The sequence below is a fragment of the Streptomyces sp. NPDC004051 genome, assembly GCF_053604275.1.
Window position 1 is genome coordinate 1 of record NZ_JBSGHG010000019.1, and the last position, 19,449, is coordinate 19,449.

Below are 19,449 nucleotides of genomic sequence, written 5' to 3' on the forward strand. Positions count from 1 at the left end.
CGGTGCTGACGATCACGTCACCCGCGCTGGCCTGGGAGTGTCACTACCGGCAACGACAACTACTTACCGTCACCACCGAATGTGAGGCAGAGCCGTTAAATTGACACACCCACCGCTGACTGGGGTGATGTGAGCTTCGGTGCGGGTCTGCTGCGTAGGTTTTCGTTGCTCTGACACAGGAGTACAACGGCAACGTCACCAAGTCGACGGCACCCAATGGTGCCGTCTCCGCCGCGGTGTACGACGACGCGGATCAGACGCCGGCTGAACCAGCGGCCGGGATGCACTTCCGGGTGGGGCTGAGCTGACAGAGCGTCACTGTCCAGATTTATGCCGGGATGCCCGAGTGGGTGGGTGAAAGTGGGTGTTCGGGGTGGGATGCTGCAGGCAGAACCCCGGCCCGATTCCAGCGGGCCGGGGTCTTCATGCTGTGCCGGGGTGGCGGTCGGGTCAGCGTCCGCCGTGTTTGCCGAAGTGGTGAATGACGCGGAAGCTGCCCACCACTCCGTGCTTGACGAAGACGCTTCCCCTGACCTGGCGGGGGTGCACGCCGTCGCTGGAGCTGTGCGGTCCGACGGTGGCGATGGGGGCGCCGTTGTCGCAGGTGGCTCCGCGGAAGACCTCGACGGTCCGCTTGCTGTCGTTGCGGATGTTCAGGCTGCGGGAGCCCAGGCCGCTCACGATGGTGACACAGTCGCCCGGGTGGGCCGAGTAGGAACGCTCGTTGATGTGGATCCGGCCTTCGAAGCCCTTTCCTTCGTGGTCCTTGCCCTCGTAGTCCTTGTCCTCGTAGTCCTTGTCCTCGTAGTCCTGGCCGGATTCGCCGCCCAGGGGGGCCGAGGCGGGGGCGGCCGCCTGCTGGACCGCGGGGGCGGCCTGGGCCGGCTCGTAGGCGGACGCCGAGGCGTAGGTGATACCGGTGGCGGCCAGGGCCGCGGCGGCCGCGACGGCCGCGGTGACGACGTTGGGACGGGTCTTCATCACGTGCTTCTCCTGCCTTGAGGGATCGGCTGGCTAACCGACTCGTGATGAACGTACTGACCACTTCCCACATCTGTCATATCGAGAGATAAGGGGAAGTCAGCAGATTGACTCCAATCGGGTTATAGGAGGATGCCTGTGTGCCGTGTCATGGCGTACTGACAGACAGCCAGATGATTTTTCCTGTAGTGGACTTGATGCCCCGGTACGCTGTCCGGGGGACTTTCCCGGTGCCTGCTCACCCGCAGCCGCGGCGTGTCGTTCGTTGACACATCAGGTGAAACCGTTCTTCCCGTGGTGCTGCCGGGCGGCGGGCGGGGTGCCCGAGCGCGCGGGCAGGCCCATGGCGCGGTGCCGTCTGCAGGGTGACGTTCCCGCAGAACGTCCCGGTGGAGGCGAAAACCTGAGCCCGGCTCCAGGTCCTCGTCACCGGGCACCCGCGGCCGGCCGGCGGGCCCACGCGAGTGCCCCGAAGGCGTGCTCGCCACCCGCAACGGGCTGTGCCCACGGTGACGGGGGCGGCTCGCCCGGCGAACCGGAACCCGGCTCACCGGGTCCCCGCGCGCCACCGCGCGAACAGGCCAGGGACATGATGCCCTCCGCCGCGAACCGAACGCGGACACCCGGGGCCGGCGTGTCCGATGCCCGGCCCCTTCGCGCTCTCCCGCTCACCCGTCCGCCCCCTTCGCCGGCCGGTGCAGAGGCCGTCGAAGGGGGCGATGAGGCAGGCCGGCTGCTGCCTGGTGTGCTGGAGTTCCTCGGGCGGTTGGCCGGTGCTGTGGGGTCGGCAGCCGCGGTGAAGGCCGGCAAGTGCAGCATCATCCGCGGGTGGGGCAAGGCGGAGCGCCGGCGGTGGGGAACGGGCCCGTCGAGGCGCAAAGGCCCAGGCCGGTGGTGGCGACGTCGTTGGGGATGTGCTGCGTGGTGTCGTGGATCGCCATGCCCGCGGTGACCAGTCGTGCGTTTTGCGGCCCCCGCCCCGGACGGCCCGGCGGGAACGTTCCGGGACGAGAACAGGGGAGCTGCCCTGGTAGCCACCTGACGACGGCCCGGGGCCCGCACCCGGCGGTGTGGGCCCCGTCCGGTGCCGGCCCGGCCGTAAGGACCTGTCTCATCGTGACCGCCGGCGTCTTCGGTCACGGTCGGGCTCCATTGTGTTCCCGTGCGGTGCCGAAGCCGCGGTTCCGTGGTGCAGTCGAGTCATGGTCCCGCCGCCCGCGCATGATCAAGTTTTTCCGGCACCTGCCCGGACCCGCGATCGCCCCTCCCGCCTGGCCGACATCGCGCTCGCCCTGCTGCTTGTGGCCGCGGACGCGATCATCGTCGTCACCGGCACGGTCCTGCTCCTGGTGGTGGGCCTGGGCACCGCGCAGGCGCCGCACTCCTCCCCCACCGCACACTCCCGGGACGTCCCCTTCCTGGTGTGGCTCGTCGTCTGGGGCGTTCCGGCCGTGGCGGCGGTCGAGTCCGTCGTGCACGCCCGGCTCAGGATGCCGGTCACCGCCGTCGTGCAGGGCCTGTTCACGCTCGCCTGCACCTTCCTGGCCGTGGTGTGGACCCGCATGCTGCTGTCCTGACGCCCCCGCTCCACTCCCTCGGCATGACGGGCCCTACGGGCTCGTGCACGGTAAGCGGTGAGACGTCGAGTCCGGTTGGCTGATCATGGCCGGGTGGTGGGAACCCGACACGTGCGGTGATCATCAGCAATCAGCGGGGCACGGGTCTGGCTGTCGGAGTACTTGCTGAACTCGTCGAGGAGGTCGGCTCGTTGCGGCAGGAGTGCCACCAGGCGAGGCTTGCCGCTCGCCCGCGCAACCGTGCCGTGGGCACCGGAGTGGCGCCGGCCGGGGCTGTCCTGTCCCTGCCCGATCCCGCCGACACCCGACGCTGCTCCTCCTGTTCCACACCCCAAGCACAGCAACAACCCACCGGCCAGTGGATCGGAACTCACGAAGCTTAGAGGTCTCGCGGATAGGCGCGGTTGGGAACACCGGCAACAGAACGGGCACAGGCCCCGGTGATCATGGAGTTGCGACGCTCGGTGATCACTGGGGAGACCTGTGCCCGCGCTTCCAACATGGCTGACCGAACCGCTCTGGGACCAATTCGCGGTCCTGCTGCCCGAGCGGCCGGAATACCACCCGGACCATCCGCTCGGCTGCCACCGCCGGCGCATCAGCGACCGGATCACCTTCGACAAACTGCTGCGCTTCGGCTGTCCTTACGAGGCGATCGCCGACACGACCTGCCCGGCCACCACGATCCGCAGCCGCCGCGACGAGTGGATACGACAGGGCGTCTTCGCCCGGCTCAACCAGATCGCGCTGGAGTCCTACGACCGGATCGTCGGCCTCGTCCTCGACCGGATCGCCGTAGACGGCTCCATCACCAAGGCGCCCGGAGGCGGCGAGGTGGCCGGGCGTTCCCCGGTCGACCGCGGCAAGCAGGGCCTGAAACGCTCGGGCATGACCGACGGATACGGCATTCCACTGGGCCGCGTCCTGGCCGGCGCCAACCGCCACGACTCCCCGCTGCCCGCCCCGACCCTGGACCGCCTGGATGACCTGGGCCCGCTGCCCGACGACGTCAGCGTGCACCTGGACGCCGGCTACAACTCGGACACCACCCGCACCCTGCTCACCGAACGCGGTCTGCGCGGCCGCATCGCGCACAAGGGCGAGAAGGCGCCCATCCAGGCCAGTCAGCGCTGGCACGTGGAGCGCACCCACGCCTGGCAGAACCCCTTCCACCGGCTCGTCCGCTGCTACGAGCGGCGTGCCACCGTAGTCGACGCCTTCTTCGACCTCGCCGACACGATCATCGCCGTGCGCAGCCTGATCCGGCGGGCATGGACAACCCACCGCTGGGACGAACGCCCGAACCGCCGGCCATGACCTCACCATCATCCGCGCCACACCTAAACGTCGCGCACCGCGAGCAGTTCGACCGCTGCCCCAGACGAATCCAGCAGTGGTGCAGCGGCAGAACGCCGGGGATCCGCCCGGTAGGCAGCGAGATCCTCGCTGGTGGGAAAGGTTATGAGGTGGGCCTCGACCTGATCGTCCAGAGTGCGCAGTCGGCGCTCAAGCCGCCCTCCATACTCGGCAAGGAGGGGCAGGACAGCGCCTTCATAAGCGTCGAAGGCGCCCAAGCCCCCTTCCGGTAGCCGCGCGAGCATCAAGTAGGTGACGGCCATGGCCCCCCTCATAGCGGTCCGTAACCGGCGCTCTTCTGAGCCTGGCTGGAGTACACGCCCTCAACGCCGCCTATCTGCGCGACCTCTTACATGGAGCGGCTTCGTGTCGCACACTGAGCGCTTCAGTCGGCGGGCTTCGCCAACTGAAGCGCCCAGCGCGGAGCGTGTCCGTTACCGTCTCGGTCCTGCTGCGGCGTACAGCACGGTGCCGGTCGCCAGCAGGGCCCACGCGGTCGCGGCGGAGGCCGTCGTAGCGGGGAAAATGATCATCCAGTTGCTCACCTCTCCCGCGACGCCGGGCGGAGCCGGGACGAGGAGGGTGAACGCGAGCCAGCCGATCGGCAGGGTCCATGCGAACTGGGCCCCGCAGAGCACCGCCCCGAGCGCGGCCAGGCCGACCAAGCCCGCGCTGTCGCGGACGACGAGCGCGGCCGGGGCGAGCTTGGCTCCCGCCGCCTGGACCGCCAGCAGCGCCGCCCCGGCGACCGCGCCGGCCAGCAGCACGTGCGCCGCCCGCCGGGGCATCCACCGGATCGCGGCCGTACGATCCAGCGCGGCGTCCTGCCCACCGAGCCCGACGGAAGCGGCCGCCACGTTCGCGGTCAGGATCAGGACCGCGGTCCCCAGGCTCATCGGGCCCGCGCCGTCATGGTTGAAGGTCCACGCCGCCAGCGCGACGAGCGCGACCGCTGCGGCCGAGGTGGGCACCTGTCGTGAACGGGCGTACAGGATCAGCCACCTCATGGCGACGCCTTCCCCGCCAACACCGAAAGCCCGTCGTGGACCGTGCAGGAGAGGGCGGCGGCGTGCACCTCGGCGATCCGCGAGCGTTGCTCGGCCGGTGACAACGCCATCAGCCGTTGCCAGGCGACGTCGGCGTCCGCCCATTCACGCTGCGAGTACGCGTAGGGGTCCGGCGTCTGCAGCGGTTTGAACTGGTGATCGCCCAGGGCCCAGCTCGCGGCGATGCTCTGTACGGGAATGTCGACCTGCCCCCCGCCCCCCCAAGGGGTGCGCGGTGCGCAGTTCGGTACCAGGCCCTGGGCGACCAGGAGACGGGTCAGTTCCGCCCCCGTCGCATGGGCGATCAGCGGGTCGTCGAAGTCGACCAGCACCGCGTCACCGGAGAGTTGGCGTTCGTCGCCGAGCGCGCGCAGCTGGGTGTCCTCCCGCACCGAGTTCGGTGCCTTGTTGCCCAGGGCGTCGTGCAGCACGCGCAGCGCGTCCTTGCCGCGCGGCGCGAGTTCGGGCAGGTGTGAGCGGTTCGCCTGCGTCACGCATACCGGTCCGTCGCAGACCAGGGTGGCGGCGGCCTTGTCGATGACGTAGGTGCCGCGCGGAGTGGCCGGGAGGATCAGCAGGGCCAGGGCCGCGCCGGCCAGGACGGGGGCCACCGCGAGCAGTCGGGCCCGGAGGGTCGCGGCCGACAGCAGTGCGAAACCGGTGGCGAGCAGGCCGAGCAGCCAGAGCGTCTGGCCGAGGTGGACGGAGCCGGACAGGGTCAGCAGCATCTCCCGCGGCTCCGCAGTCGCCGGGAACAGCAGGGCGAGCCGGTTCGGCGCGATGCTCGACGGCAGTGCCTCGTCATTGTTCGGCCGCAGGGAGAGGGCCGTCAGCAAGAGGAACACCGTCAGGGCCGGCGGGGTGAGTGCAGAGGGCACGGCCCGCGCGAGGCCCATGCCGAACACGGCCCCCGCGACGAGGGACAGCCCCGCCACCAGCGAGATCGGCAGCCAGCCGAGACTCGTGTAGGCGGTGGTGCCGAGAGCCACCCGGACTCCGCCCACGAGGACCAGGAGGCCGAAGCCGGACGCCAGCACGAGTGCCGTTGCGCCGGCCGGCAGCGCCGTACGGCGCCAGGCCGGCAGCGGCGTGGTCGTCAGCAGTTCGGCCATCCGCGAGCGGGAGTCGCGCAGCCCGTACACCGCCCCCAGGCCCACCACGAGCGGCCACCAGAAGCTCAGCAGGTACCGGGTCCACAGGGCCATGGAGGTCCACTGGGCCGTCCATCCCGCGTCACCCTGCCACCAGATCCCGTCGATCAGCAGGAGGACCGCCAGGCTGCCCGCCAGGACGACGATGCCGGGCCACGGGGCGATGGAGCGCTTCAGCTCGATGCGCAGGACACGTGCGTTCACCAGGTGCCTCCCAGCTGCTCGGAGTCCTGGAGCAGCGCCGAGTAGCCGCGCTCCAGGGGGCTGCCGCCCGGGTATTCGGGGCCGCCCGCCGCAGCCAGGTCGTCCGGCGTGCCCTGGAAGACGAGGCGGCCGTCGGCGAAGAGCACCACGTCGGAGCAGGCGGCCGCGACGTCCTCGACCAGATGGGTGGAGACGAGCACACACGTGTCGCGGCCCAGTTCCTGCAACAGCTCGCGGAAGCGCAACCGCTGCGCCGGGTCCAGGCCGACTGTCGGCTCGTCCAGCAGCAGCACCGCGGGATCGTTGACGATGGCCTGAGCGATGCCGGCCCGCCGCACCATGCCGCCGGACAGGGTCTTCATCCGCTGGTCGGCGCGGTCCGCCAGGCCCACCCGTTCCACGGCCCGCTGGACGGCTGCGGGGACGGCCGCCTTCGGAACCTCCTTCAACCAGGCCATGTACTCGACGAACTCACGCACCGTGAAGCGCTTGTAGTAGCCGAACTCCTGCGGCAGGTAGCCGATCCTGCGGCGCAGGGCCCGGTGGTCAGCCATCGGGCCCACGCAGGTGCCGAGCATCTCCAGTTCGCCCTCGGTGGGGCGCAGCACGGTGGCCAGCGTCCGGATCAGGGTGGTCTTTCCTGCTCCGTTGGGTCCCAGGAGGCCGTGGGTGCCGATGCCCAGGCAGAGGTCGAGTCCGTCAACGGCCATCTTCTTGCGTCCGACGCATACCCTCAGGCCGTTGGCCCGGATCTCCCAGGCATAGGTTTTCGGCGCGGTGTCGGCCGCGTTTGTGGTGGGCATCGTGCGGGGGTCCCTTTCGAAGGTCGACGATGGTTTCACAGCGTTGAGTACGCGTTTCTGCGGGTGATCACGGCGCCAATGCCGAGCGCGAGGAGCAACCCCCACACGGGCAGTTGGTCGGGCTGGAAAACAACTCGCAGGGCATGGGGGACGTGGCCGGTGATCCACGTGGGCGCCACAACGACGCCCCACGCGACCGCCAGCCCGGTGGCGGCGCGAGTCACGCCGACCACGCTGCCCAGCGCCAGGGCGGTGGAGGCGAAGGCCAGGGAGGGCAGCAGCCACTGCGCGGCCGTCATGGTTCCGGTCAGCCAGCCCCCCACCAGGAGCCCGGGCAGGACCACCACGAGAACCGCCGTGGTGCGCCTGAGGAGCAGGGGCAGGCCGGCTCGGGCGGTCGAGGCCGTCATTTCGTGCGCCGGGTCCAGGCCGCGCGACCACGATGCGGCGACACCACACAGCGGCAGCACGGGTGCGATCACCGACACGGGAGAGATGTCGCCGAAGAACGCAGGCGGGGCGAGCGAGTCCAGCAGCAGCGCCATCAGGGCAACGACGCCGGTCATGGCCAGCCACGGGGCCATGACCGGCGTCAGCCAGGCCGACAGCCACCTCGGGCGGCGTCGCCGCGAGGGTGCCCTGACGGCCGCGTCCAGCTGCGGTTCCAGACCGGCCCGGACGGTGTCGAGGAGCGTGGCGATGCCGGGCACCTCGGTGGCCACGGAGGCCGCCAGACGGCTCCGGCACATCGCGCACGTCTCCAGATGGGCCTCCAACGCCCACACCGCGTCCACGGCCATCTCCGTATCACCACGTGCGTAGTCGTCGAGCAGCCGCATCGACACGTGTTCTCCGCTCATGCCAGCGCCTCCCGCATCGCGATCCGGGCCCGGCGGGCGCGGGTCTTGACCGTGCCTTCGGGCAGTCTGAGCAGGACGGCGGTCTCCCGGACGGACAGCCCGTCGAGCACCATGGCCTGCAGGACCTCTCGAAGTTCCGGCGCCAGTCGCCGAAGAGCGTCACCGACGTCCCCGTCGACGGTCCCGGCCAGTGCCTCCTCCTCCGCCGCGGGCACCACCGCCCGCTCGGCGGCGGCGACCGGCGGCTCGGCATGGTGGGCACGGCGCCGGAACGCGTCGACGAGGCGGCGCGCCGCGATCGTCCACAGCCAGCCGACGGCCGTCCCGCCGACCGCGCTCCCGGCGAACGCGCCGGCCGCGCGCCACACCGCCAGATAGGTCTCCTGCATGACCTCGGCGACGATCTGCTCGTCCGCGCAGCGGCGGCGCAACCGCACAGCCAGCCACGGCGACGTGCGCCGGTACAACTCGTCGAACGCCCCGCGGTCACCTCTGGCCACCAGCCGGACGAGGCGCTCCTCGTCCAGCTCGTCCAGTGCTCTCACACGTGATCTCACACCAGCCAGACGCCCGATGATGCGCACAGGTTCTACGCCTTGCGTGATCCGCATCACAGTGTCACGCGTGGAGGATTCCGATCCCCGTGAACCCCGGTCGCCGGTTGCGATCCGGCTCGTGGCGAACCCTGGCGCCTCGTGGTGCTGCACCCTTCTCGGTGCAGCCCTGACCAAGTACGCCGACTGACTCGCAGTCGCAATCGATGCCGAAGGTCCAGCCCGCCAGCTGAAGTACTCACTCGCCAACCGAAGGGCTCAGTCACACCTGAGCTGACGAAGCCACTGCAACGGGACCGCCTACAGATCGAATTCCAGGTGCACGACGTCGGTGAACCCCACCTCCAGGCCGGTGGCGCGGCGGCCGCCGTCGCGGAAGTAGACCTCGCCCAGGGCCTCTGCGGCGAGGTCGAGTAGCTGCTGTTCGCCGGCGCCGGCGTCCTGGGCGTCGAAGAGGCGGGCCGCGCGCTGCGGGGGCAGGGCCAGGGTGAGGTGACGGATGCGGGCGTCGTCGGTGGTGCCGGGCGCGGCGGTGAAGCCGAACCGGGCCCGGGTATCGACGAGCAGACCCGTACTGGTGGCGGCCTGGCGGCGGGCGCGCTCGCGGACGCGGGGCTGCCACCGGGTCCGTACCGCGTCCTCCAGGCGTCGGGCGAGGTCGGCGCGGGGCCGGCGGATCTGGTCCTTGACGTAGCGCTCCACGGTGCGCTGGGAGACGCCGAGCAGGTCGGCCACCGCGCGGGTGGGCGCTGTCACGTTGTTGAGTGTGTGAGTGCCTGACGGTGTGTCGGGTGTGGTGGGGCCGGGGTCCGGCTCCGGACTCAGGCCGCGGCCGGCTGGCCGGCGACGCCGGTGACCTGGTCCCAGACGGCGAAGCGGATGGTCATCTCGGCTCGGCATTCGGAGGCGGTCATCAGGTGGCGGCGGGGCCGGAAGTGGGGTGAGATGCCGCTGAACGCGGACAGGAACCGCTGGGCTGCGCCGACGCTGCGGAAGCCCTTCATCACGCGTTCACGCTGCCGGGTGGGCTGGTGGCTGTAGGAGAGGTAGACGCTGTATCGGTGGGGCGTCCAGTCCCATTCGGCCCAGACCCAGGCCGCCACCGTGCCGTCGGGATCCAGACCGCTCTCGCGGCCGACGGCGGCCGCTAGCGGGCGCAGGCGCAGGGAGAGCACCCGGTCGAGGATGAGCGGCTGCGGGCCCGGCGCGGTCGGCAGCGCCTGGCCGGCGAAGTACAGGAACTTGGTGAAGAAGGACGGGCCGAATTGGGGAACCGCCTTGTGGAGCACCGTGTAGGCGTCCACCGCGCCCTGCTCGCACAGGGCCGTGACCGAGGCGGCGAGGACCGCATCCAGAAGGGTCCCGGCCGCCGGAATCTTCTGCAAGGTCCAGGGCCCGCTGCCGCCGGGTGTGCCGCTCTTGCCCTTGCCCCCTGCGTAGGTGGCGACCAGGGCCTCCTTGAACGCCTCACGCCGCAGCGCGTCGGTGACCATTGCGACCACCTCCGCCCGGCTGACTTGGGCATCACCGGCCTGGGTTGTGGGCGCAAGGCCTGCGGGCCACAGGGTGATCGACGCCCACCGCGCCGGGGCGTATGCGACCGCGTGGGCTCTGGGCGTCCCGTCTGGGTAGGTCTGCTTGTTCTTCGCCCACCAGTGGCCCAGTGCCGTCAGCGCCTCCTCGGGCGGCAGCCGCACCGCCATTTCCTGGTCCACCGCATCCGCCCGGCCCTGTCTGTTCATACCACCCCTCCACCTGGATACCCGCCCATCTCACCAGTTCCGAGGCGACGCAGATGAACAGCGGCAAGGTGCTCGGTGGCGGGGCGCCTCTGCGTGGGGCGGTCAGTCGACCGCGCGCAGTACCAGCCGTACAACACTCATGATTCCTCGCCCGACCCACCCAAGCAGTCCTGTCTCCACGGCCAGCTCGGCAGCGTCCGCGGCCGTATCCCCCCGGTCCGACTGGGAAGGGCACCGGGAACAGGAACGAGGCCAACGGCGCTTTTGCGCACCGCACTTCCTACACATCACCATGGCCTCATTCTCTCCCTGTCCCCGGACCGCCCGTACACGCCAAGCCCTGCCCGCCCGTCCGCCTTCTGCGGTCCGGGTTTAGAAGTCATCTCATTTGGCGAGTCTGCGGTAGCAGATGAGGGTGCAGGCGATGCTCGTGAAGGCCAGGAAGTGTTCGGCCTTGCGCTCGTAGCGACGGTGAAGGCGGCGGCAGCCGGCGAGCCAGGCCATCGTGCGTTCGATGGTCCAGCGGTGACGCCCCAGCCGCTGCGAGGTCTCGATGCCCTTGCGGGCGATGCGGTGCTGGATGCCCCGCTTGGACAGCCATCGCCGCAGGTGGCGGTAGTCGTAGCCCTTGTCGGCGTGCAGCTTTCCCGGCTTGCGCCGACGGGGTCCCCGCCGGGAGCGGATCGGCGGTATGCCCTGCACCAGCGGGATCAGGGCCTGGCTGTCGTGGACATTGGCCCCCGAGATCCCCACGGACAGGGGCAGACCGGTCCGCTCGGTGATCAGATGGATCTTCGACCCGTACGTGCCCCGATCGACAGGATTCGGACCTGTCAGCTCCCCCTTTTCAGGGCCCGCGTGTTCACCGAGTCGATCGCGCACCGCGACCAGTCCAGCTCGCCGCGGGCTCCGAGTTCGTCCAGGACCAGGCGGTGCAGCCTGGCCCACACCCGGGCCTTGGTCCACTCGGCAAACCGGCGGTGCGCCGTGGCCCCGGACGGCCCGAACGACGCGGCGGGCAGCTGCTGCCACGTGCAGCCCGACGTCGCGACGAACACGATCGCGGCCGGCACCTCGCGGTCGCCGTGCCGGCGCCGGCCGCCGCCCTGGGGCCGCGTCGGTGCCTCCGGCACCACGCGCTGGAACAGCTCCCACAACTCATCCGGCACCAGCCGCTCAACGATCCCTGCCACGGCCGACAGCCTACCCAGCCAAATGAGATGGTCTCTTACTCACTACCTGGACTGCTTCCTCCGGGACCCATACGTCCCAGTATCAAGCTGTCCTGACCACAGGGGAGAACTTCAACCCCGTCGCCTTCTGTCCGACATACATGTCAGGTCACGGGTCCTCGCGGGTCATCGGGGGCTCGGTGGGAGTCGGGATGGGCGGGCCGAACAGAACGGCCCGGGCCACCGAGGGGGTGAACACGGCGGTCAGCGGTGCGGACAGGCTGAGTACGGATCGGAAGGCGGCGCCAACCACGGGGTCGCCGGGGTAGCGGTCCTGGACCCGGCTCAGGTACCAGTGGGCCGCGCGGTCCGCGGCGCGGACGGCGACCGCGTTGCCGGTCGCGCCGGGCATGCGCTTGTCGGCTCCGGCCGAAATGTCCCACGCCTGCCGGGATGAAGACAGCAGCGCCCGTTGGACGCGGCGCGTCGTGGGCGTACGCCGCGGGCCGGCCAGGACGTCGCGGAGCGCGACCGCGTTCATGGCGGCGACGGTCATGCCCTGCCCGTAGATTGGGTTGAACGTGCACAGGGCGTCGCCGACTGCCAGGAATCCGGCCGGACGCCGACCGGGCAGGTCGTAGCGGCGCCGTACGTTCGCGGTGCGGCGGAAGCCGGAGACCGGTGACAAGGGTTCAGCCGTGCTCAGCCACCGGAACACGAGCGGGTGCGGCAGCTTCTTGGCATAGGCCGCGAACTGTTCCTCGTCCGTGGGCGGTTCGTCGCCGCGGAGGCCGGACAAGGTGACGAGGTGGGTGCCGTCTCCCAGAGGCAGGACGACGGCGCCGTAGGTTTGGGATGGATTGGGGACGATGTAGTAGCCGAGCGCGTCGGTGCCGAGGATGCCGTCCTTGTCACGGTAGACACGAGTGGCGTACGCGAGACCCGTGTCGATGGTCTCCTCGTGCGGGGCTTGCGCTCCGAGTGCTGTGAGCCACTGCGGGGCCTTCGTGCTCCGGCCGGAGGCGTCCACGACCAGGTCGGCCTCGACCGGCCGGGGCTCCGCACGCGCCGCGTCGCCGCGTTCGCGCAGCAGCACGCCACGCACACGTGAGGCGTCCCCCAGGAGACCGACGGCATCCGTGCCCTCCAACACGTTGATCAGCGGGTTGGCGAGAACCCGTCGCCGTACGAGGTGTTCGAGCTGCGGGCGGGAACCCGTATGGTAGTACGCCGATGCGGACAGTCGGCGGAACCAGCGCCCGTTCTGCCACTGCACCATGTCCGCGGGGATGCCCACCCGGGGCGCTCCCGCCTCCTGCAATTCCTGCAGGAATCCTGGTAGCAACGTTTCCAGAGCCGTCTGCCCTCCTTCCAGCAGGACGTGGATGTGCCGGCTCTGCGGCACACCGGGACGTGGCTCCGGTGCCTCGGAGAACCGGTCGCGTTCGACGACGGTCACCCGGTCCACGTGGGCGGCGAGGACGTGTGCCGCGAGCAGGCCCGCCAGGCTGCCGCCGACGACCACCGCATGGCGTCCGCCCCAGGTGCTGCCCGACTTCACGTTCTCCTGCGCAGCGTGCATCGGTTCCGCTCCCCTGTCTGGTACATCGTGAGAAAAGCACCAGTATCGCGTTTCGTGGGAGGTGGATGATTGTGTTTCGGCTCTTCTGGGACCGCGTTCCGATGACCGGTTCGGTCGGTGCGATCATCCGCTCCCCGATACAAGGCGGCTCCGTGACTGGCTGTTCTCGATCCGTCCGTCTGGTCGGTCCGCGTATGTCTTCGGCGTGACCGACGGCGACCCCGAGGACGGAAGCTGCCTCAACGGACGGCGCCCCAGTCCCGTTCAGGAGGTGTTGTCACGTTGTTGAATTTGCGGATTTCTGATGGTGTGCCAGAACATGGTGGGCGTGCGGTTGGGGTCTGCGTTCAGGCCGTGGCGGGCTGGTCGGCGGCGCCGGTGATCTGGCCCCAGATGGCGAACCGGGTGATCATCTCGGCTAGTCTCCCGAGTCAGGAATTCTGTTCAAATATGCAGCGAGGCGTTCGAGGATCTCACCGGCGGTCTTCGTCCAGACGTACGGCTTGGGATCGCTGTTCCAGGCGGCGATCCAGTCGCGGATGTCCTGCTCCAGAGCGTGAACCGTCTGGTGGACGCCTCGGCGTATCCCGTACCGCTCGGAAAGTCATCGCTGCAGGTGCGTACCCATGTCCTGGAGCGTCGGTAGCAGCTGGGATGCTGTCGTGGTGATCGTCTCGCTGCTGTACAGGGTGACCCGGAAGCTGCCGGCCGTCCCCGGCATACTGCTGCGCCGCGACACCACGAAGGAAGCCGAACTGTTCGTGCTGCGGCACGAGAACACGGTCCTGCGTCGCCGACTCGCAGGACCGGTGCGCTACGAGCCGACCGACCGGTTCTGGTCTGCTGCCCTGTCCTCGCTGATACCGCGTCGTCGCTGGGCGCAGGTCTTCCCGGTCCGGCCCGGCACCGTACTGGCCTGGCACCGCAGGCTGACCGCGAAGAAGTGGGACCATTCCAAGCGCCGCGGCCGCACCGGCCGACCCCCGACCCCGGCCGCGCTGAAGAAGCTCGTCCTGCGCCTGGCCGAGGAGAATCCGTGGTGGGGCCATCGCCGGATTCAGGGCGAGCCGGCCCGGCTGGGGCACCCGATCTCACCGTCCACCGTCTGGCAGATCCTCAACGCTGCGGGCACCGGCCCGGCCCCACGCCGCTCCGGCCCCGGCCGGCGCGCGTTCCTCACCGCCCAGGCCGAGGGGATCATTGCCGCGGACTTCTTCACCTCGACACCGTCCTGGGCAAGCGCCTGTATGTGCCGGCGCTCCTCGAGCACGGCACCCGGCGCCTGCACCTGACCGGCGTTACCGCCCACCCGAGCGGCCAGTGGGCGGTGCGGCAGGCGCGCAACCTCGCCGCTGACTTCGGCACACGGATGGAGTCCCTGCGTTTCATGCTGTGCGACCGCGCCACCAAGTACACCGAGGCCTTCGACGCCGTCTTCCCGTCAGAGGACGTGGACGTGCTGCTCGGCGCGCCCCGGGCGCCGCGAATGAACGCCCACTGCGAGCGCGTGATCGGCACGATCCGCCGGGAAGCCCTGGACCGCGTGCTGATCGTGAACGAGGCCCATGCGCGTCGCGTCCTCGGCCGGTACCAAGATCACTACAACGGGTACCGGCCTCACCAGGCCCGGGACCAACTCCCGCCCGACGTGAGCGAGGAACCCGCCGCCGAACGCCGGCACGGCCATCCCGGCAAACTCCTACGCACCCGCATCCTCGGCGGAGCGATCAACGAGTACCGCTATGCGGCTTGACCAGCAGCGATGACTTTCCAAGCGGCACAGGCACGATGAGAACCCGCCCGGGCGACAGGACCGGGCGGAGGCGGTCACGCGCGGCCGGACTCCGGCCCTTCGGCCGTGTCCGGCCGCGCGGTGTCTCCTCGTATCACCGCGTACCGCACCGCGTCCCGCCACTGTCCGTCGCGGAACCCCACCGCGCGCATCACGCCTTCGCGGGTGAACCCGGCCTTCTCCAGGGATCGTTGCTCGGGGACGTTGCCAGTCTCGGTGTCCGCTTCGAGCCGTACGACGGGAGAGTGCGCGAATAGGTAGTCGACCAGGAGGCACTGCGCGGCGGTGCCGATGCCCCGGCCGCGCGACGGCCGCAGTTGCGCGCCGACGTTCCAGTACGGGGTGCGCCCCGCGCTGGTCCGGCGCCAGGCGACGATGCCGAGCGCGCCGCCGCTGAACAGGCCGGCACCTCAGAAGATCTGAATAGATGTGATGTTCGGTGGCCGGTTGGGGTAAGTCACGATGTTCCAGCGACTGATCTTGATGGGAGTGCCGTTGGCGTCGTTCATCTGGATGTCGTTGTTCCCAGTGGAGATCTTGTCCACCCAGGCGCCAGCTCCGAGTCCCATGGTTCCCGCGTTGGCGGCGCAGAATTCGAAGGGCCCGGAAGGGCCGACAATGAGCGGACGACTGTAATGGCCCCATATGTGCAACAAGTCGCCAGTAGTGCAAGGTGTCTGATTCATGGCGAGCGCGGTGTTCGCCGGAGTTGCAAGGTTGAGGCCTGCGGTCAGTAACGCTACAGCGAACAGGCGCTGGGCAGTTTTCCTGATGGTGGGCACGATGTGATATCTCCTTGAGGGTTGGGGCCACGCTGCGTGAGCCAGGGTTGCTTCCGGACGATGAGGCAACTGCCCGGTCAGGCCTGACAATCGGCCCTTCTGTGTTTCAATCCTGGCGCAGCGCTGTGTCGGCCAGGAACGACGCGCGGGGTTTGTTGTCTTCCCGTTACACGGACCCCTGTGCCCGCGCGTTCTGCACCGCTGCGGACGTGGGAGCCGGGGCCAACCCCCACCTGCTGATCACCCAGAAAACCGCTGTTGAACTCGGACCGGCCGGCAAACTCTGGACCATCGCGTCGACCGCCAACTCGAAGAGGCCCTCACCCACGGCGCCAGCCCCCGCCACCTCGCGCTCGTCTTCGGCATCGACGAGAAGACCGCCATCCTGTGCCGCTCGAAAAGTCATCGTCGCCGGTCAAGCGATATAGCGGTACTCGCTGATCACGCTGCCGAGGATCCTGGTCCGCAGCACTCGGCGGGCGTTGAGGTCGTGCACTGTGGCATCGGGCCGTTCCTTGGCATCAGGCGGTAGTTGCTGCCGGCACTGGTGAGGTCGGTGCGCGTTGTAGTGCCGTTGATAAGCCGCCAGGACGTGGCGGGCGTGGGCCTCGTTCACGATCAGGACGTGGTCGAGCATCTCGCGCCGGATGCTGCCAATGATCCTCTCGCAGTGGGAGTTCATCCGAGGAACCCGCGGGGCACTCAAGATCACCTCCAGCTCCTCGGTCTCGAAGACCGTGTCGAACGCCGCACCGTACGTGCCATCGCGCTCCCGCAGCAGGAACCGCAGAGACTCCATGCGCATGCCCAGGTCGGCGGCGAGATTCCGAGCCTGTTGCACGGCCCACTCCCGGGGTGGGCTGGGCGGTGACCTGCGGTGATGTGCAGGCGCCTCGTGCCGTGCCCGAGGAACACCGGTGCGTACAGCCTCGTGCCGAGCGCGGTGCCGGGGTGGAGGAAGTCCGCCGCAATGATGCCCTCGGCCTGGGCGGCCAGGAACGCGCGCCAGGTCGGACCGGCACGACGCGGCGCCGGGCCGGTGCCCGCGGCGTTGAGGATCTCCCAGACCGTCGAGGCAGCGATCCGATGCCCGAGTCGGGCCGACTCCCCCTGGATCCGCCGGTGCCCCCACCGCCGGTTGTCCCGGGCCGGCCGCAGAACGAGCGTCTTGATCGCCGCTCGGGTGGGCGGGCGTCCGGCGCATCGGCGTGCGGTGTAATCCCGCTTGGCAGCGACGAACCTGCGGTGCCGGGCGGGCAAGGTGCCTGGGTCGACCGGGAAGACCTCGCGCCGGCGTCGCCGGGGTATCAGCCCGGAGAGGGCAGCGAACCGGAACCGGTCGGCCGGCTCGTAGCGGACCGGGCCGGCGATCCGACGGCGCAGGACTGCGTTCTCATGCCGCAGCACGAGCAGTTCGGCGTCCTTCGCGGTGTCACGGCGCAGCAGCACCGACGGGACGGACAGCAGCCTCCGGGCCGCCCTGTACAGCAGGGACACGATCACGCGGACATGCTCCCGGGACCGAACCGCACCACTCCCACCTGCGCCGATGACTTTTCGAGCGGCACAGGCTCCGACCACAACCTGGGTCTGCCGATGGGCTGGTCCACCGCCGACGACGCCGCCTCCCGCTGCGGCCTGGAGACCGCCTACGAACTCGGCGCGAACCTCATCGACACCGCCGACGTGTACGGACACGGACACTCCGAGCGAATCATCGGCGACTTCACCGCTACCGTCCTCCGCGACACCGTGGTGCTGTCCTCCAAGGTCGGCTACCACCGCGGCACCGCCCGGCACGCCTACCTGCCCGCGGCCATGCGCCGCCAGCTCGAGACGAGCTTGGAGAACCTGCGCACCGACCGTCTCGACATCTACTTCTTCCACAACGCCGACTTCGGGCCCGACGACTGCTACCTGGAGGAGGCCGTCGAGCGGATGCGCGACTTCCAGCGTCAGGGGCTGGTCGCCGCGGTCGGGATGCGCGGCCCGCACCGCTACGCCACCGAGCGGGTCACCGTCGCCAAGGACCATCGCGGCAACGAGTACGCCCGGTTCGCCTACCTCGCCGAGCGGATCCGCCCGACTACCTCGCGGCCCGCTTCAACGCCCTGACCCCGCCGCCCGCCGCCGGCTGGCCGGACATTTTCGCCCTCGCCGCCTCCCTCGGCGCCAGCGTGCTGATCAACAAGCCCCTGGCCCAGGGCCTGCTCACCGGCAAGTACGACCCCGACCACCCGCCCGCCTTCGCCCCCGGCGACCACCGGCTGCGCAAGGCGTGGTTCACCCCCGAGGCGCTGCGAATCATCTCCGACGGCCTGAAGCCGCTTCGGGAGTGCTTCGGCAACAGCTCGGCCGCTCTGACCCGCGTCGCCCTCCAGGTGTGCCTGCAGCGAGCCGAGAACGCCGCCGTCCTCGTCGGCCTCACCCGCCCCGAGCAGGTCAAAGCGAACCTGACCGCCGTCGGTACCCCGCTGACCGACGACGAGCTTGCCTTCGTCCGCGACGCCCTCGGCCGCCTCCAGCAGAACCTGGATGCGAACAGCGAGGTCTTCCTGGACGAGAAGGAAGCCGGCCGATGAACCCCGCCTCTGAGCAGCTGTCCCTGCTCGCCACCGACGGGCCCGCCCACCAGTCGGCCACCGACGCCGTGCGGCTGCTGCTGTTCAACGCCCAGCACGCCTCTGTTGAAAGCTCGCGCTGCCAGGCCGAATGGATCGCCGGCCAGGAGGGCGCCGATATCGCGATCCTCACCGAGGTGTCCTCCACCCAGGGCGGCGACGCCCTCGTCACCGCGCTCGCCGAGCGCGGGTACGCCACCGTGATCGCCCCCAGCCGTCCGCGCCCGACTGTCGCACGGTCATCGCCTGCCGCACCAGTGCCGTCCGGACCGTCCCCAGCCCGGTCACCGTCACACCCCATCGCGCCCCGACGGCCCGCGTCAGCGTCGGCGGCCACGACATCGGAGTGCTGGGCCTGTGCGTGCCCTCCCGCGGCCCGAAGGGTCAGCGCAATGTCGCCAAGCGCGCCTTCCAGGAGTCGGTCACCGAAAGCCTGCCGCGGCTGCTCGCCGCCTTCCCGGACATGCCCGTCATCGTGGCCGGGGACCTCAACGTCATCGAGCGCGGCCACCAGCCCCCGCACAAGGTGTTCGGCAACTGGGAGTACGACTTCCACGACTCGTACCAGGCCGCCGGCCTCACCGACGCCTTCCGCCACCTCCACCCCGACGAGGTCGCCCACTCCTGGTTCGGGCGCAGCGGCAACGGCTTCCGCTTCGACCACCTCTTCGCCTCCACACCCCACGCCGAGCACGTCCTGGCCTGCAACTACCACCAGGAAGCCCGCGAAGCGGGGCTGACCGACCACGCGGTCATGACGCTGCGCCTGGGCCTGCCGTCCACCCCGGGCGAACAGGGCGAAGCCCTGGCGACGGGGGCTGACTGACAGGCGACCGCCGCAGCGACCGAACGTCGGCGTTTCGGCCACCCTCCCGCGAGCTGCAGGCCCTTGCGCGGCAAGGGTCGATGCACTGCGCACCCTCGGAGAACCGCTGAATCACAGGGCATACAACGCGTCCGAAAGGAACAGGTGCTCGAAAACGTGCGGCGTCGTTGAGCACGGCGAAGCCACCGTCACATCCACGAGAGGGGAACACATTGACGTCAGTCGAACCAGACGGTGACAAGACCCACGAGGACCTGATCCCCCGTAAGCGCAGCCTGTCCCGGGGCGTGTTCACTGCCGACGCCTCCCACTACGGAATCGCGCCGCCGGTCGGCGGCGTACCCGGCCCCCGAAGCGCCAAGCCGTCCGGCCACGGAACGGCGAGCTGAACCACTGGAGC

Annotated in this window: 20 protein-coding genes and 4 pseudogenes; 7 read left to right on the forward strand and 17 right to left on the reverse strand. The window is 69.9% G+C overall.

Going from position 1 to position 19,449, the window contains the following annotated elements; translation table 11 throughout:
- Nucleotides 1-450: 450 nt before the first annotated feature.
- Entirely contained in the window at nucleotides 451-981 is a 531-nt protein-coding gene (locus ACWEQO_RS20210) for a hypothetical protein (protein ID WP_452984698.1), read from the reverse strand.
- Nucleotides 982-1,799: 818 nt separating this feature from the next.
- The gene (locus ACWEQO_RS20215; protein ID WP_452984699.1) at nucleotides 1,800-2,096 is read right to left on the reverse strand and encodes an ATP-dependent Clp protease proteolytic subunit; all 297 of its coding nucleotides are present in this window, start codon (nucleotides 2,094-2,096) and stop codon (nucleotides 1,800-1,802) included.
- A gap of 87 nt (nucleotides 2,097-2,183) precedes the next feature.
- Here ACWEQO_RS20215 and ACWEQO_RS20220 point away from each other — a divergent pair, with 87 nt between their 5' ends.
- Nucleotides 2,184-2,558, forward strand: a complete 375-nt coding sequence (locus ACWEQO_RS20220) for a DUF6234 family protein (RefSeq protein WP_361454520.1) — start codon at nucleotides 2,184-2,186, stop codon at nucleotides 2,556-2,558.
- A 483-nt stretch (nucleotides 2,559-3,041) separates the two neighbouring features.
- Nucleotides 3,042-3,875, forward strand: a complete 834-nt coding sequence (locus ACWEQO_RS20225) for an IS5 family transposase (protein ID WP_452984700.1) — start codon at nucleotides 3,042-3,044, stop codon at nucleotides 3,873-3,875.
- 23 nt (nucleotides 3,876-3,898) lie between these two features.
- Here ACWEQO_RS20225 and ACWEQO_RS20230 read toward each other — a convergent pair whose 3' ends face one another.
- The 12 genes and pseudogenes from ACWEQO_RS20230 to ACWEQO_RS20285 form a co-directional block, all read right to left on the reverse strand.
- Entirely contained in the window at nucleotides 3,899-4,177 is a 279-nt protein-coding gene (locus ACWEQO_RS20230) for a hypothetical protein (RefSeq protein ID WP_452984701.1), read from the reverse strand.
- Nucleotides 4,178-4,348: 171 nt separating this feature from the next.
- Nucleotides 4,349-4,921: a hypothetical protein gene (locus ACWEQO_RS20235; RefSeq protein WP_452984702.1), complete on the reverse strand. Its 573-nt coding sequence runs from the start codon at nucleotides 4,919-4,921 to the stop codon at nucleotides 4,349-4,351.
- Nucleotides 4,918-6,315, reverse strand: coding sequence for a hypothetical protein (locus ACWEQO_RS20240; RefSeq protein WP_452984703.1), 1,398 nt, complete (start codon nucleotides 6,313-6,315; stop codon nucleotides 4,918-4,920). Before ACWEQO_RS20240 ends, ACWEQO_RS20235 begins: the two co-directional genes overlap by 4 nt.
- Nucleotides 6,312-7,118 (reverse strand): ABC transporter ATP-binding protein, encoded by an 807-nt coding sequence (locus ACWEQO_RS20245; RefSeq protein ID WP_452984704.1) that lies wholly within the window; start codon nucleotides 7,116-7,118, stop codon nucleotides 6,312-6,314. Before ACWEQO_RS20245 ends, ACWEQO_RS20240 begins: the two co-directional genes overlap by 4 nt.
- Before the next feature lie 35 nt (nucleotides 7,119-7,153).
- Nucleotides 7,154-7,978 carry a zf-HC2 domain-containing protein gene (locus ACWEQO_RS20250; RefSeq protein ID WP_452984705.1) on the reverse strand — a complete coding sequence of 275 codons (825 nt, stop codon included), beginning with the start codon at nucleotides 7,976-7,978 and terminating at the stop codon, nucleotides 7,154-7,156.
- Nucleotides 7,975-8,478 (reverse strand): RNA polymerase sigma factor, encoded by a 504-nt coding sequence (locus tag ACWEQO_RS20255; protein WP_452984757.1) that lies wholly within the window; start codon nucleotides 8,476-8,478, stop codon nucleotides 7,975-7,977. The genes ACWEQO_RS20250 and ACWEQO_RS20255 overlap by 4 nt, the downstream gene beginning before the upstream one ends.
- 354 nt (nucleotides 8,479-8,832) lie before the next feature.
- The gene (gene tpg / locus ACWEQO_RS20260) at nucleotides 8,833-9,288 is read right to left on the reverse strand and encodes a telomere-protecting terminal protein Tpg (RefSeq protein ID WP_452984706.1); all 456 of its coding nucleotides are present in this window, start codon (nucleotides 9,286-9,288) and stop codon (nucleotides 8,833-8,835) included.
- 65 nt (nucleotides 9,289-9,353) lie between these two features.
- Nucleotides 9,354-9,569 (reverse strand): annotated as a pseudogene (locus tag ACWEQO_RS20265) (IS6 family transposase); the annotation flags it as partial.
- A pseudogene (locus tag ACWEQO_RS20270) lies at nucleotides 9,561-10,274 on the reverse strand (8-oxoguanine DNA glycosylase OGG fold protein); the annotation flags it as partial. The pseudogenes ACWEQO_RS20270 and ACWEQO_RS20265, both read right to left, overlap by 9 nt.
- 384 nt (nucleotides 10,275-10,658) lie before the next feature.
- A protein-coding gene (locus ACWEQO_RS20275) for an IS5 family transposase (RefSeq protein ID WP_452984758.1) occupies nucleotides 10,659-11,458 on the reverse strand; the annotation gives its coding sequence in 2 pieces (ribosomal slippage) (nucleotides 10,659-11,110 and nucleotides 11,110-11,458; 801 coding nt in all).
- A 157-nt stretch (nucleotides 11,459-11,615) separates the two neighbouring features.
- Nucleotides 11,616-13,028, reverse strand: coding sequence for an FAD-dependent oxidoreductase (locus ACWEQO_RS20280; RefSeq protein ID WP_361454543.1), 1,413 nt, complete (start codon nucleotides 13,026-13,028; stop codon nucleotides 11,616-11,618).
- A 418-nt stretch (nucleotides 13,029-13,446) separates the two neighbouring features.
- A pseudogene (locus ACWEQO_RS20285) lies at nucleotides 13,447-13,614 on the reverse strand (IS630 family transposase); the annotation flags it as partial.
- A 79-nt stretch (nucleotides 13,615-13,693) separates the two neighbouring features.
- Between ACWEQO_RS20285 and ACWEQO_RS20290 the strand changes: the two are divergent.
- Nucleotides 13,694-14,781: pseudogene (locus ACWEQO_RS20290) on the forward strand (integrase core domain-containing protein).
- Between the two features lie 74 nt (nucleotides 14,782-14,855).
- On the opposite strand, the gene ACWEQO_RS20295 reads toward ACWEQO_RS20290, so the two are convergent.
- The 3 genes from ACWEQO_RS20295 to ACWEQO_RS20305 form a co-directional block, all read right to left on the reverse strand.
- On the reverse strand, nucleotides 14,856-15,221 hold the full coding sequence (locus ACWEQO_RS20295) for a GNAT family N-acetyltransferase (RefSeq protein ID WP_452984759.1): 366 nt from the start codon (nucleotides 15,219-15,221) through the stop codon (nucleotides 14,856-14,858).
- A gap of 9 nt (nucleotides 15,222-15,230) precedes the next feature.
- On the reverse strand, nucleotides 15,231-15,602 hold the full coding sequence (locus ACWEQO_RS20300) for a beta/gamma crystallin domain-containing protein (protein WP_361454546.1): 372 nt from the start codon (nucleotides 15,600-15,602) through the stop codon (nucleotides 15,231-15,233).
- A gap of 415 nt (nucleotides 15,603-16,017) precedes the next feature.
- Complete coding sequence (locus ACWEQO_RS20305) at nucleotides 16,018-16,443, reverse strand: integrase core domain-containing protein (RefSeq protein WP_361454549.1); 426 nt, start codon at nucleotides 16,441-16,443, stop codon at nucleotides 16,018-16,020.
- A gap of 668 nt (nucleotides 16,444-17,111) precedes the next feature.
- Here ACWEQO_RS20305 and ACWEQO_RS20310 point away from each other — a divergent pair.
- The 4 genes from ACWEQO_RS20310 to ACWEQO_RS20325 all read left to right on the forward strand — a co-directional run bounded on the left by ACWEQO_RS20310 (nucleotide 17,112) and on the right by ACWEQO_RS20325 (nucleotide 19,438).
- Entirely contained in the window at nucleotides 17,112-17,717 is a 606-nt protein-coding gene (locus ACWEQO_RS20310) for an aldo/keto reductase (RefSeq protein ID WP_452984707.1), read from the forward strand.
- 62 nt (nucleotides 17,718-17,779) lie between these two features.
- The gene (locus ACWEQO_RS20315; RefSeq protein ID WP_452984708.1) at nucleotides 17,780-18,184 is read left to right on the forward strand and encodes an aldo/keto reductase; all 405 of its coding nucleotides are present in this window, start codon (nucleotides 17,780-17,782) and stop codon (nucleotides 18,182-18,184) included.
- Between the two features lie 385 nt (nucleotides 18,185-18,569).
- Nucleotides 18,570-19,049 carry a hypothetical protein gene (locus ACWEQO_RS20320; RefSeq protein WP_452984709.1) on the forward strand — a complete coding sequence of 160 codons (480 nt, stop codon included), beginning with the start codon at nucleotides 18,570-18,572 and terminating at the stop codon, nucleotides 19,047-19,049.
- A gap of 212 nt (nucleotides 19,050-19,261) precedes the next feature.
- On the forward strand, nucleotides 19,262-19,438 hold the full coding sequence (locus ACWEQO_RS20325; RefSeq protein WP_452984710.1) for a hypothetical protein: 177 nt from the start codon (nucleotides 19,262-19,264) through the stop codon (nucleotides 19,436-19,438).
- The last annotated feature ends 11 nt before the right edge of the window (nucleotides 19,439-19,449 follow it).

Bases quoted from the DNA above. Each gene is read 5' to 3' on its own strand.
- ACWEQO_RS20210 (WP_452984698.1), bottom strand. From the start codon at position 981: ATGAAGACCCGTCCCAACGTCGTCACCGCGGCCGTCGCGGCCGCCGCG.
- ACWEQO_RS20215 (WP_452984699.1), bottom strand. From the start codon at position 2,096: ATGAGACAGGTCCTTACGGCCGGGCCGGCACCGGACGGGGCCCACACC.
- ACWEQO_RS20220 (WP_361454520.1), top strand. From the start codon at position 2,184: ATGGTCCCGCCGCCCGCGCATGATCAAGTTTTTCCGGCACCTGCCCGG.
- ACWEQO_RS20230 (WP_452984701.1), bottom strand. From the start codon at position 4,177: ATGGCCGTCACCTACTTGATGCTCGCGCGGCTACCGGAAGGGGGCTTG.
- ACWEQO_RS20235 (WP_452984702.1), bottom strand. From the start codon at position 4,921: ATGAGGTGGCTGATCCTGTACGCCCGTTCACGACAGGTGCCCACCTCG.
- ACWEQO_RS20245 (WP_452984704.1), bottom strand. From the start codon at position 7,118: ATGCCCACCACAAACGCGGCCGACACCGCGCCGAAAACCTATGCCTGG.
- ACWEQO_RS20250 (WP_452984705.1), bottom strand. From the start codon at position 7,978: ATGAGCGGAGAACACGTGTCGATGCGGCTGCTCGACGACTACGCACGT.
- ACWEQO_RS20280 (WP_361454543.1), bottom strand. From the start codon at position 13,028: ATGCACGCTGCGCAGGAGAACGTGAAGTCGGGCAGCACCTGGGGCGGA.
- ACWEQO_RS20310 (WP_452984707.1), top strand. From the start codon at position 17,112: ATGCTCCCGGGACCGAACCGCACCACTCCCACCTGCGCCGATGACTTT.